Source organism: Bradyrhizobium sp. F1.4.3 (genome assembly GCF_040548375.1).
In the GTDB taxonomy this organism is placed as follows: Bacteria; Pseudomonadota; Alphaproteobacteria; order Rhizobiales; family Xanthobacteraceae; genus Bradyrhizobium.
On record NZ_JBEPRN010000010.1, the window covers coordinates 197,822 to 209,453 of the forward strand.

The 11,632-nt window shown below is 60.8% G+C and carries 11 protein-coding genes; 3 read left to right on the top strand and 8 right to left on the bottom strand.

Annotated elements, in window-relative coordinates:
- Position 1: 1 nt before the first annotated feature.
- Together rfbD and ABIB73_RS24650 are read left to right on the top strand one after the other, a co-directional pair.
- On the top strand, positions 2 to 898 hold the full coding sequence (gene rfbD / locus ABIB73_RS24645) for a dTDP-4-dehydrorhamnose reductase (RefSeq protein ID WP_354228204.1): 897 nt from the start codon (positions 2 to 4) through the stop codon (positions 896 to 898).
- Between the two features lie 120 nt (positions 899 to 1,018).
- Complete coding sequence (locus ABIB73_RS24650) at positions 1,019 to 1,441, top strand: hypothetical protein (RefSeq protein WP_354228206.1); 423 nt, start codon at positions 1,019 to 1,021, stop codon at positions 1,439 to 1,441.
- A 27-nt stretch (positions 1,442 to 1,468) separates the two neighbouring features.
- On the opposite strand, the gene ABIB73_RS24655 is transcribed toward ABIB73_RS24650, so the two are convergent.
- Together ABIB73_RS24655 and ABIB73_RS24660 are read right to left on the bottom strand one after the other, a co-directional pair.
- A complete protein-coding gene (locus ABIB73_RS24655) occupies positions 1,469 to 2,203 on the bottom strand; it encodes a metallophosphoesterase family protein (protein ID WP_354228208.1) in 735 nt (244 codons plus the stop codon).
- Between the two features lie 170 nt (positions 2,204 to 2,373).
- Positions 2,374 to 2,652, bottom strand: coding sequence for a hypothetical protein (locus ABIB73_RS24660; protein WP_354228210.1), 279 nt, complete (start codon positions 2,650 to 2,652; stop codon positions 2,374 to 2,376).
- A gap of 357 nt (positions 2,653 to 3,009) precedes the next feature.
- Between ABIB73_RS24660 and ABIB73_RS24665 the strand changes: the two genes are divergently transcribed.
- Complete coding sequence (locus ABIB73_RS24665; protein ID WP_354228212.1) at positions 3,010 to 4,434, top strand: undecaprenyl-phosphate glucose phosphotransferase; 1,425 nt, start codon at positions 3,010 to 3,012, stop codon at positions 4,432 to 4,434.
- Positions 4,435 to 4,549: 115 nt separating this feature from the next.
- Here ABIB73_RS24665 and ABIB73_RS24670 read toward each other — a convergent pair whose 3' ends face one another.
- From ABIB73_RS24670 to ABIB73_RS24695, 6 genes are all read right to left on the bottom strand, one after another.
- On the bottom strand, positions 4,550 to 5,269 hold the full coding sequence (locus ABIB73_RS24670) for a hypothetical protein (RefSeq protein ID WP_354228214.1): 720 nt from the start codon (positions 5,267 to 5,269) through the stop codon (positions 4,550 to 4,552).
- 55 nt (positions 5,270 to 5,324) lie between these two features.
- Positions 5,325 to 7,577: a polysaccharide biosynthesis tyrosine autokinase gene (locus tag ABIB73_RS24675; RefSeq protein WP_354228216.1), complete on the bottom strand. Its 2,253-nt coding sequence runs from the start codon at positions 7,575 to 7,577 to the stop codon at positions 5,325 to 5,327.
- A gap of 27 nt (positions 7,578 to 7,604) precedes the next feature.
- Entirely contained in the window at positions 7,605 to 8,252 is a 648-nt protein-coding gene (locus tag ABIB73_RS24680) for a hypothetical protein (RefSeq protein WP_354228217.1), read from the bottom strand.
- A gap of 192 nt (positions 8,253 to 8,444) precedes the next feature.
- A complete protein-coding gene (locus ABIB73_RS24685) occupies positions 8,445 to 9,083 on the bottom strand; it encodes a transglutaminase-like cysteine peptidase (RefSeq protein WP_354228219.1) in 639 nt (212 codons plus the stop codon).
- 160 nt (positions 9,084 to 9,243) lie between these two features.
- Positions 9,244 to 9,870 (bottom strand): hypothetical protein, encoded by a 627-nt coding sequence (locus ABIB73_RS24690; protein ID WP_354228220.1) that lies wholly within the window; start codon positions 9,868 to 9,870, stop codon positions 9,244 to 9,246.
- Between the two features lie 62 nt (positions 9,871 to 9,932).
- On the bottom strand, positions 9,933 to 11,459 hold the full coding sequence (locus tag ABIB73_RS24695; RefSeq protein ID WP_354228222.1) for an O-antigen ligase family protein: 1,527 nt from the start codon (positions 11,457 to 11,459) through the stop codon (positions 9,933 to 9,935).
- Positions 11,460 to 11,632: the final 173 nt, after the last annotated feature.

Genomic DNA, 11,632 nt, shown 5'->3' on the forward strand with positions numbered 1-11,632 from the left:
CATGAAGATCCTCCTGACGGGCACTGTGGGGCAGGTGGGCGGAGCTCTGCTTCCGCTGCTTCAGGGGCGGGCCGATATCATTGCGCCGGCGCTGGAAGAGTTCGATCTGTCGCGGCCGAGCGAGCTTGCCGACAAGCTGGATTCGATCAAGCCGGATCTGATTATCAATCCGGCCGCCTATACCGCTGTTGATCGTGCGGAAGACGAGCGAGAGCTCGCGTTTCTGATCAATGCGGAATCTCCCAAGGCGATCGCCCGGTGGGCCGCGCCCCGCCGCGTGCCGTTGGTGCACTTTTCGACCGATTATGTTTTCGATGGCTCTGGCGATCGTCCTTGGCGCGAGGACAGTACTCCGGGTCCCCTCTCGGTGTATGGCCAAAGCAAGCTCGCCGGCGACCAGGGTATAGCCGAGGCGGGCGGTCTGCATTTGATCGCGCGCACGTCCTGGGTTTACGCCGCGACTGGCGCGAATTTCCTCAAGACGATTGTGCGGCTAGCCGGAGAACGCGAGCAGTTGCGCATCGTCGCCGACCAGATCGGCGCTCCAACGACCGCCAATGCGATTTCACAAGCGGTGGTTGCGATGCTGCCACGGCGCGACGACGACCTTCCCGGGATGTTCGAGGAGCGAGGAGGGGTCGTCAATCTGGTTTGCGCGGGCGAGACCAGCTGGCACGGCTTTGCGACTGCGATCGTTTCCGGATTGAAGTCGAGGGGCGCCAAGTTTGCCGTGAAGGAAATTGTGCCGATTCGTTCGGACGAATTTCCCGTCAAGGCGACGCGGCCGTTCAATTCGCGCCTTGATCTCACGCGGCTGCGCGAGCGGTTCGACATTACGCCGCCGAGCTGGCAGCAGGCGCTCGATCGCGAGCTGGATGCCCTCAAGGGGACGATCTAAACGTCCTCTGGCCGGTTCACAGGGCGGCACCGGAGCACCGTTCTAAGGACGGCCTTCAACCTTTGTTAACTATCCAGGGCCCATTTTCCGGTCTGGCGCCTCGAACCGGAAAATGCACGCATGTTTCAGCTCTTTTTGCGGGCCCGCACTCACAATTTCCTGAAAGACCGTTTCGGCGGAGAGCAGTCGTTCCGTGCTCGTTCGCCCGAGCGCGACGCCGAAACCGACCGCACGCGCATCGAAGCCATCATGATCGCGATCGAAGACGCTTTGCACGCGGCAGAGCGGGAGCAGTCGGGCCTCAACCGCCGGGTTGAAGACGTGCTGGCGCGCGCGGCCGTGACCTTCGGCAATGGTAATGACGAATATCTCGAGCGCGAGGCGCTGGACAATCACCACCAGGATCTGTTCGACACCGAAATCCTCAACGGCCAGCGCAGGCTCAAGGAACTCGGCGCCTCGATCGCCCATTTCAAGTTCCTGAAGGCGGCGATGCTCAGTCGGTTCCCGGAATACCGGCCGCCGGCAAGCCAGACCAATTGACGGCCTGCCCGGCGCGCGGACGCGTCGCTAGATCGCGAGCATGCTGCTGCCCTGAATGGACAGCAGGGTCAAATTGCCGGTGGCATACGCTCCAGTATCGATGTTGGCCCGGTTCTCCAGCAGTTCGGCCTGCCGCACCGGCGTGTGACCGTGCACGACATATTTCCCGAAACGCTTCTTGCTCTGGAGAAATTCGTCCCTGATCCACAGCAGATCCTGTTCGCGCTGTTCGGACAGGGGGATTCCCGGGCGAACGCCGGCATGCACGAAGAAGAAGTCGCCGCATGTGAATGTCGGCCGCAACTGGCGCAGGAACGCGATGTGCTGCGGCGGCATCGCGGATGTGAGCTCGCGCACGAGGTCGGACTGTTCATCCTTGCTGAGGTCGGGCGAGGCCGTGATCCCGTACGACATCAAGGTCTGGAGTCCGCCGAACTGAAACCAGTCGGTGATGCGCGAGGGGTCATCCAGCACCGAGGTGAAATAGGCCTCGTGATTGCCCTTGAGAAAGACCGTGTTGCGGTAGCGGCTGCGGCCGATCAGGAGTTCGAGGGTGTGACGCGAGTCCGGTCCGCGATCGATGTAGTCGCCGAGAAAGACCTCGATGGCGCGATACGGCCGGCTGTTCGACATGTCCGCATCGATGACGGCGAACATCTGCTCGAGCAGATGCGCGCAGCCGTGGATATCGCTGAGTGCGTAAATGCGCACGCCGTTCGGCAGCTTCGGCCGGGGCGAGTTTTGAGTTGCGGTCATGATCATGGGTTCCAACTCTTTCAGAGAGCTTCGCCCGAGATGTCAATATGCTATCGACGAAATCGGGCTGCCACGAGCCGGTTTTTCCCACTCACGCAATGGGAAGGGTCATTAGCATGCCTGACGGATCACCCGCGCGGCTGTAGGGAGCGTCGATTCGCCACGCTCCGGCCTGGCTAGCCGAAGCTGCGGCCGTCGAACGATGCCGCGGCCTTGGTGCGATAGGCGGTCGCACGCGCGCGGTCCAGAAGCGCGCCGCAGACATAGCCAAGCTGGAGCACCCCCGCAAAGACAAAGATCATGACAACAGTGTGAGCGAAGTCATGTCCTTGCCAGGCAGAGATGGCACCGATCATCGCCCCGCCAAGAACGATCGCCGGAGGCAGGATGAAAACCCGGAATCGGCCCCCCAGCAACGATCCGATCAGCAGACTGAAAACGACTACGGTACTCACGCCACAACTCCCAGAAACGGCCACGAGTGTTAATGGCGGCGACCTAATGTCGGCTTAAGCAACAAGGTTGAACAACCGTTCAAATGCTCGCGCAACAATGTGTAAAACAATGTGAAAAAAATGACGCGATGTGACGCGAAACGCGGCGTAATGCTCAGTTAAATGTCAAGCTTGTGACGGCGCTTTGAGCATCCACGTGTCGAGGTGCTGCGTTGCAGAAAGATCGAATTGATTTTTTCGGTGCAGTGCCGCAATGTTGCTTTGTTTAGTTAAGACATTGCCCAAGACGCATCGCAAATTAAATCGACTGCTTGCAATTTCTCGATTGCGAGTGCGTGACGAGGCAGCGAGGTTCGGATGGCTGTAGCAACTTATGGTTCGGAAAACTATTATTCGGTTGTATCGAACCGTCGCGGTGCCCTCCAAAGACCCCTCCAGATCGCTCTGATCGCGGGTGACTTCCTTGCACTCCTGCTCAGCTATTTCGCGGCGAGCGGTCTATATCGCCTGCTCGTGGCCGAGCAGGATTCGTCGGTCGGAGCGGGTCTCGTCGTCAGCGCGGTGTTCGTGACGATCGCCTACTTCCAGGGTATCTACGATCACCATCGCCTCCTGAATACGATGTGGCAGCTCCGCAAGGCGCTGGCGATCTGGGTCATCTCGCTGACCATTCTCGCGGTCGAGGCGTTTCTGCTCAAATCGTCCGCGGATCTGTCGCGCGGAACCACGTTGCTGTTTGCCGCGACCGGCGGAGTGGCCCTGGGCGGGCTTCGCGTGTTGTGGCGCATCGCCTTGAACTCGAGCTATGCCAAAGGCCGCCTGGTCGATCGCAAGGTCGTGCTCCTCAGCCTCAAGCCGCTCGATTTCACGTCGACCCGTTTCAAGGACCTGCGCAAGCACGGCTTCAATGTCGTGCGGCATTTCGTCCTCGAGCCGTCCGAAGACGGTGCGCGATGGGATCACGAGATTCGCGACGTCGTGCATCAGGCACGGACGGCGGATGTGGAAGAATATCTCCTCGTCATCGACTGGGACGAAATGCCTCTGCTCCAGAAGCTGAGCCAGCATCTGCGCGTGGTTCCCCAGCCGATCCGCCTTCTGCCGGATTTTCCGATCGCGGATCTGGTCTCACGTCCGTTCCAGCCGGTCAGCGGCACGGTTGCGATCGAGATCCAGCGTGCGCCGCTCAGCGTCTTCGAGCGGGCGCAGAAGCGCTGTCTCGATATCGGCCTTGCCTCGTTCGCCCTGCTGCTGCTGGCGCCGCTGCTGGCGACCGCCGCGATCATGATCAAGCTCGATTCTCTGGGCAACGTGATCTTCAAGCAGTCTCGGCGAGGCTTTAACGGCAAGCAGTTCGAAATCTGGAAGTTCCGCTCGATGACGGTTGCCGAGAATGGCCATGTCGTCACGCAGGCGACGAAGAGCGACGCGAGGGTCACGCGCGTCGGTCGCGTGCTGCGGCGGACCAGCATCGACGAATTGCCGCAACTGTGGAACGTGCTGCGCGGCGAGATGTCGCTGGTCGGACCGCGTCCGCATGCGCTCGCGCACGACAATTATTACGATCAGCTCATCAGCAACTACGTGTATCGGCATCACATGAAGCCGGGCCTGACCGGTTGGGCCCAGGTCAACGGTTTCCGTGGCGAGACGCCGACCATCGATCTGATGGAAAAGCGCGTCGAGTACGATGTCTGGTACGTCAGCAACTGGAGCATCTGGCTGGACATCAGGATCATCCTGAAGACCGCGCTGGCGCTGATCCATCAGGAAGCCTACTGAGACGCGCGGGCCCCATGGTCCGCGCCGAGGCATTGTTTCCAGCTCATATCCGATCGTAGACCAACGGCTCGGCGCTTCCGCCCAAGTCCGATCTGCGCAACCGGAAACCGCAAGGCTAGTTGTCGAGCAGGTAGCGCGGACGGTCGTCTGCCGGATAGCACCGATGCTGGATCTTTCCTCCGACGTCTCGAACGAGATACCAGAAGGCCAGTCTCTCGCGCTCGGACACGTCGCAGGTCAGATCCAGAAGCCTGCTGCGTGCTGACGTTGGGGATTTGACGTAGAGCGCGGCAGCACTGGGGAACAGCCGGTCGTGGAAGACGTCGTTGAAATCCTGTATCGCGGCGTCCGTCAGCGTGGGGGGGAGGGCGTCGAATGCCCGGAAGGTGAGGGGCACGCGCATCATTTGCAGCCAGACTTCATGCGGCGCCAGGCGGTAGGATTGGCCGAGAAACGCGACGGTTCTGGCTGTTAGCCCGTCCTGGCGGGAGCCCGCCCAGAACGCCCCCAGCCATCCGAGCGACTCGGTTGGAGCGCACCCCAACAGGATCCTGCTCATCCGCTGTACGGCATCAACATCCGCATCCGTCTGTGCCAGGTCTGTGCCACGGACGGTCATGTCGGCAGCCGACAATTGCAGGACGAGAAGCTCCCGAAGAGCCTTGGGTTCGCACTGACGCTGAGCTGCCGGCAGGTTCGCTGCAATGATCTGTCTCAGCAATGGCGCATCGTAACTCTCGCCGGCGGCAATTTGCCTGGCGACGCGCGATACGGTGAGATCGGTCAGGTTGGGGACGGTCGATGCCACCCACGCGATGGCGGATGCCGCGAGCAAGAAGTTGGCGCCTCGCGCGAGCCGGCGCGAACGGCGAGACGCGCCGACTTCGTTGTTAGGCTCCCTCGACATAGTATGCGTTGTAGTGCGAGCCCTTGTAGCCTTCGATGCGCTTCAGCATCTTCGGGTTTGCACCGTTGAGAACGGCGCCCAACACCTTTTTCTGAATGGCTTCGGAGCTCGACATCGATTCCTGCAGAGCCGTTCGCGTCGTGCGGCCCCATTCAATGACATAGATGAACGCGTCCATGAGATGGCTGATAGCCTTGGCATCGGTGACCGGCATCACCGGCGCCAGATCCATGACGATGTAGTCGTACTCATTTCGCAGCAACGACAGCAGATCGGCCATCGCCTTCGAGGCCATGATGTCGGCGGAGTTCACCATCCGCGAAACGACAAAAGAGGGGAGGAAATCCAGCCCGGTCTCCGCGCTACGCCGGATGTGGTGTCCAACCGATTGCGGATCCTTGAGAGACTCGAGCAGCCCGCTCTTGGCGCCAGGATCAAGTTCCTTTGTCAGCGAACGCGTATGAAGGTCGCCGTCGATCAGGAGCACGCGCTTTCCGGTGAACGCGGTCAAGTGCGCGAAGTTGGCTGAAACCGTGGTTTTCCCTTCCTTCGGAAGCGAGGACACGATGCCGATGACCTTCACCTCCCGGGACAGGCGAGCGAGATCGATCGAGACCTTGATGTTGCGCATGGTCTCGGCGTAGCGCGAGAAGGGATGATCGATGACGTAACGGGAAAGCTGGCCGGTTACGTCGATCGTCGGCGCGCCATCCGGCGATCGCGATCCGCGTGCCCTCGACGAGCCCATCTGCTTCGCGCCGATGGCCGGAAGCACCCCGAGACATTTGATGCCGATCTCGTCCTCGACATCGCTCGGAGAGCGCAGCACATCGCTCAGCGTCTCTCGGGCAAAGGCGGCTCCCAAGCCGAAGCAAAGGCCACCGAACAGGGCTCCGATCAGAGAGAGCACCGTCTTGGGGGAGCTCTTGCGGTCTGGCTTGACGGCGGTGCTGATGATGCGGGATTCGCTGATCGGGAAGCTCTGGTTCTGCAATGCCTGTTGCTGCTTCTCCAGGAAGCTGTTGTACAGGTTGCGGTAGGTATCGGCCGCGCTCTCGAGGTCGCGCAGCTTCACCTGCGCCTGTCCCGTGCTGCCGGCCTGGCTAACGAGATTCTTGAGGTTTTCCTCCAGCGAAGTCTCGCGGCTCTTGGCGATTTCGTAGTCGCTGCGATAGGCGTCGCCGATACGCTTGACCTCGTCTGCGATCGACTTGCGCAGCTCGTCCATGCGATTGGCGAGATTGACCGACGCCTGATGGGTCTTGCCATACCGGGTCGACCAATCCGAATACTGCGCCGAAAGATCGAGATATTGTGCGCGCAGCCGGGTGATCACGGGATTGTTCAGCGCGTCGGTGACCGTCGGCTGGGCAAGATCCTTGTCGGAGATCGCCTCGATGCGGTCCAGCCGCGCCTTGGCTTCGGAGGTGGCGGCGCGGGCCTGAATGAGCTGCGTGTTCACGTCGGTGAGCTGCTGCTCGTTCATCAAGCCGCGGCTGGTGCCGACAATATTGTTCTGGCTCTTGAAGGTCTGCACGGCGCGATCGCTGGCGGTGGCCTGCTCGCGCAGCTCGGCGCTGCGCTGTTGCAACCATTCGCTGGCGCGTTTGGTGGATTGGTACTTCGCGTCGAGGGCGCCGACGGTATAGGCATCCGCGATCTCGTTGGCGATCTGGGCGGCCTTGTCGGGGTCTCGCGAACGGAAGCTGGCCGACAGCACGTACGTTGTCAGGAGGCGCTCGACCTTCAGGTTGGCCTGCACCGCGCCAACCGTTCCACGCTCGATGCGCTCTTTCGACGCGGGCCCATCTGATCCGAAAAGTCCAATCACCCTGCCGATGATCGCCGGAATGAGGCCCGGATCCGAACCGTTGAACTCGGGATCTTCTGTCAGCTTCATGCGGCGGACAACAGATCGGATCAGATCGTCGGAGGTGATAATCTCGACCTGGCTATCGACGAAGCCTGGGTCGATCAGCGCATTGGAGACGCCCGTATCCTTGTCGAGCACCTGGGTTTGGCGAGTGTCCATCAGGATTCGCGTGTTCGCCGTATACATCGGCGTCGCGGTCAGCAGGTAAACGACGACGAGAGCGAAAGCGCCGCCGACGATCGCTGCGATAAGCGGCCACTGTCGCCGCAGGATGCCCAATATGCGTTCGACGCTCAGCGTCGCTCCCGCCAGCTCTAGCGTGGACCTCTCGTGCAGCTGAAACTGCTCTCTGGGCTGGTACATTTGAATATTCATCAACCTGACGTGAGATTATTGGGGGGCCGGCACAGGGGCAAACGGATCATCGATGTCCGTCTTCCATTCTCCGGTCATCAAGGTGGTCGCACTATCCGCTGGCTTGCTGGTTGATTGTGATCGTGGATTTCCGACCGGTTGGGAAGCGACCGAATTCGGGTTGAATTCCACTGCCTCCAACTCCGCCGAGTAGCCCGAACTCACGGCCGAGTCTGCCAGCTTTCGTACAAACTCACTGATCTTCTGGGCGGTTTCAGGCTTACGGGGGACACAGATCAGCTGCGCTCGGCGCAAGCCTGCTCCAATCGCGTTGCGATCGACATTGGTGGACTCGCTGACCAGGTCGCGCACGGTGGGCAGAACGGTGATATCAGTTACGACATAGGCGGCGAGGCGGTCCGCCAGCTTGCTTCGATCGTTGCGAATCTCGCGCAGCAGTGACGCGGGCTGGGTTTGGAAGGCTTGCAGGACGGCCGCGGGGACGCGGTTCGATTGCTCGACGCATTGAGCCTCGCAGCGGCTGGCGGCGCACGCCACAATCAGCAACGCCAACGCGATCGCCGAGCAGTAACTGCCCAGGCTGCGATTGGCAAATTGTCGTCGGAGAGGCAGGGCCAGATCACTCATCGCGTTCATGCATACCGCCGCAAATACTTCGCTCAATCCGAGTGTCGCGCTTAACTATGTCAAATTCTTGTGCGGTGCAAAATATAGTCTGAAACCTCAGAAATTCATAGCAAATTTCGCAATGCGCGACGCCGCGTTGTGCGCAGGGAACACGGCAACGCCCGCGGCGAAGCCACGGGTGTTGATGTCGCTACCCCTGAGGGACGTGGGGCGCGAACAGGTGAGCGATCAGAGCGACGAGCCCGCGAGCAGAGCGAACCGTTGCTCGCGAAGCCGGCGTCCGTGATCGCCAACGTTCACCCAGAAACGGGGATTGGTCCCGGACTGCATCGAGATCCATTCATAACCGAGGGAGTTCCATGGACGAACGGCCGACGACAAATTGTCCAGGACCACGTCGCCGTCCGGAAGCCGCGCCACCAGCACCAGGTGGCCCTGTCCGCCGTCGATCCGCACCACCGCAAGCCGCAAGGCCGCCTGCGGCCATCCCATCGCGATCAACTGGTGCCTCTTGGTCACTGCGTAGTCGTTGCAGTCGCCGGCCGAAGGCGAGACCGTCCAGTTCGCGGTGATCGGATCCGTCGGCTTGCGCATCGGCGCGATGGATTCGTTGACCGAATTGTTCACCTGCCGAAGCATCGACATGGCGGCGTCGACAGGCGGCAGCGTGCGCTCGCTGGCATCGGTGCTGCATTCCGCATCGTTCTTCATGCAGAACTTGACAAAATTCATCGGCGCAAGCGCGTTGTCGAATTCCTCGATAAACGAAGCTCCAACCGGACGTTGTGCTGTGTCCGATTCGGCCTTGGCGGTGTTGCCGGCGCACGCGATCAGGGCTGCGAGCAACGGCGCGTACATTAGTTTCATGTTATCCCCCGTCATCCGTCTATTCTTGACGCAACAGGTCTCACACAAAGATTTTAGAGCGGGGTTCCCCGAACCTCTAAAATTGAATGCAAATGACCGGCCACGTTTGCACGTGACCGGCTTTGGTTAATCAATACGGTGGGCTTGATTTCGTTCCGTACTAACGCGACGGGCTCGTGGTCGTGAGCGACGACGTTCCGGTCGAAGCCGCGAACAAGGTGTTCGTCTGGACGGTTGGGCTTGGTCCAGAGGTGAACGAGCTCGTCGGGGTCGAGTTGATCGTCCCGCCTCCGCGCTGTTCCGCCGTCGTCCCTTGTCCGCCACCTGCGGTTGTGTCGCCGTTGGCGTCTGCCCCTGTGATCGCCTCGGTCGGAATGTCGCCGGTGATGCTCGCGAACGACTGAATTAGCCCGGCGTTCTCGGTTTTCAACACGACTGCCTGGATCTGCTGGGCAAACTGAGGCTGCGTCAGCACGCAGACCGCTGCGGCGGTGCCCATTCCCGCACCAACTGCCCGGCCCTGGTCATCCGAACTCGCCTTGGCGAGTGAGCCCATGCCTTCCAGCGTTTCGGGCCTATTGGTCAGGAGATCCCGGACCTGAGAGGCCAGGCCACCCTGACCGTCCTTGAACCGGTCGAGGAGAGCCTCGGGCTTATCGAGGAACTGAATGGCCCGTTCAGAGGTCACTGCGTCGGGATTTGGAACGCAGCCAGGCTGGGCTGCAAAAGTTGATGTCGCTGCTGTCATCGCAAGCAAGGCGGCCCCGAGCCCCACGGCGTTACGCATTCGACTTCCCAACGATGCAATTAAGTAAATTTGTCTTAACATATTGCCAGAACCGCAATTCGCTACTTTTTTTGCTCGGATGAGGGCCTGCTTTGCGCCAGCCCGCAGCCGGTGATTGCCGCGAAAAACACCCCAAAGCCTGGAATCTGCAACGAGAAGTCAATGCTCGTATGCAGGAAGCCAAGCGTCGCCACACTTGCACCGATGATCGGTATGTAGCGGTCGCGCCGTCGATGCAAGCTTCCATTTAACAAATGGTAAAGATACCAGAGACATGTGATCATAATCAGACACGCTGCCGGGATGCCGAGCTCAACCGCAAGTTCTAGCGGCGTGCTGTGCGCGCGGTCCCAGACTCCCAGGCTGCCAAGCGCCTCCGGCCTGTAGGCTGGAAAGGCACTCTCAAAGCTTCCGTAACCGATCCCAAGCAAGGGGTGCTCCCGGATCATGATCAATGCGGCTCGATACGTGGCGAACCGCTGTTCATCGACCAGGCCGTAGGTCAAAATTCGTCCGGCTACCGCGCCGCCGACAAGCTGAAACAGAAAGAGCAGCGCGACGGCTGTTCCGGCGAGCCAACCCCATCGGCGAAGCTTGCCCACGCGCAGCGGCGCAAAGAAGAGTGCGGTTGCCAGAAAGACGGTCAGGATCAGCAGCAAAAACCCGGCGCGCGAGCCCGTCATGGCCGTCGCGACCAGGCAAACGACAAAGCCCCCTCCCAGCGCCAATGGAGAGGCGAGATAGTATGTGATCAGTGCCGCCATTTGCCGCGAAGGCGGGCGGTGCGGCCGATCCTGGCGGTAGATGAAGCGCAACAATGGCAGCAGAAACAGCAGGGCACAGCTTCCGAAGAAGGTGGCCGCCGTATTCCTGTTGACGAAGGTGCCGGTGACGACGCCCACATAGGCTTCCTTGCGGCGGAACAGGAGCGTGGTCGGATCGCCGATTTCGGCGAGGATTGCGTAGAGGGCGTAGGCAAGCCCTGCCCAGGCGAGGATGCGCAGCAGCTGCCGTGCATCCTCCGCGTCGGTCGCGATATAGACCGCGCGCGTGAAGGCGAGCACCAGCAGCAGCGGATAGCCGAACGCGAGCCATGGACCGTTTGCGGTGATCGAAACGCGGCCGGGCAGATTTGCCCCCGTTGCGTCACGCGCGACCGCCCACGCCGCATCAACCTGATGAAAGAGAGGATTCGGCCATAACTGCATTGTGATCACGGCCGCGACGACAACGAGAACTGCGAACAGCGGCAGCAACAAGTAGAAGTCATCGACCGTTGCGCTGCGCAGATCGGCAGTGGCGAGGCTGAACGCGAGCAGCATCGTCCAGACGCAGATCCAGACCGTCTCGGCGGAGCCGAACGGAAGCGGGGCCAGCACGAATACCCCGATCGCCGCAAACCACGAAGCCTTGTGCAAGATCAACTCCCGAAGAGTCGCGCCCGCGACTCCGCATTCCAATTCTCGGTGCTCTTTTGCCACATTCGTGCCGAATGAATAGGCTATTTGCATCGTTTCGCGAACATGCGAGGCACAACACCAACGCGACAGGTGTGTCGAGCGGGAAGCCTCTTGTTCCGCAGACAGCATGCTGCTCATCCCTGGGGCAGACAGCCGTTCATCATCGCTTGCCAAGCGTGTTGCCTGCGCCAATTAATCGTCGCGCCGTTTCTTCCGACGCGCGCGACTCCTCCAATCGAAATGCATGCGACGGGTGCTGGGCGAGACATTGTATTCGCGTCGAATGCCCAGTAGAAATGCTG

What these genes read in the sequence shown, in the direction of transcription:
- ABIB73_RS24685 (WP_354228219.1), bottom strand. Translation starts at nt 9,083, where the DNA reads ATGAAACTAATGTACGCGCCGTTGCTCGCAGCCCTGATCGCGTGCGCC.
- ABIB73_RS24690 (WP_354228220.1), bottom strand. Translation starts at nt 9,870, where the DNA reads ATGCGTAACGCCGTGGGGCTCGGGGCCGCCTTGCTTGCGATGACAGCA.
- rfbD (WP_354228204.1), top strand. Translation starts at nt 2, where the DNA reads ATGAAGATCCTCCTGACGGGCACTGTGGGGCAGGTGGGCGGAGCTCTG.
- ABIB73_RS24695 (WP_354228222.1), bottom strand. Translation starts at nt 11,459, where the DNA reads ATGCTGTCTGCGGAACAAGAGGCTTCCCGCTCGACACACCTGTCGCGT.
- ABIB73_RS24675 (WP_354228216.1), bottom strand. Translation starts at nt 7,577, where the DNA reads ATGTACCAGCCCAGAGAGCAGTTTCAGCTGCACGAGAGGTCCACGCTA.
- ABIB73_RS24665 (WP_354228212.1), top strand. Translation starts at nt 3,010, where the DNA reads ATGGCTGTAGCAACTTATGGTTCGGAAAACTATTATTCGGTTGTATCG.
- ABIB73_RS24650 (WP_354228206.1), top strand. Translation starts at nt 1,019, where the DNA reads ATGTTTCAGCTCTTTTTGCGGGCCCGCACTCACAATTTCCTGAAAGAC.
- ABIB73_RS24655 (WP_354228208.1), bottom strand. Translation starts at nt 2,203, where the DNA reads ATGATCATGACCGCAACTCAAAACTCGCCCCGGCCGAAGCTGCCGAAC.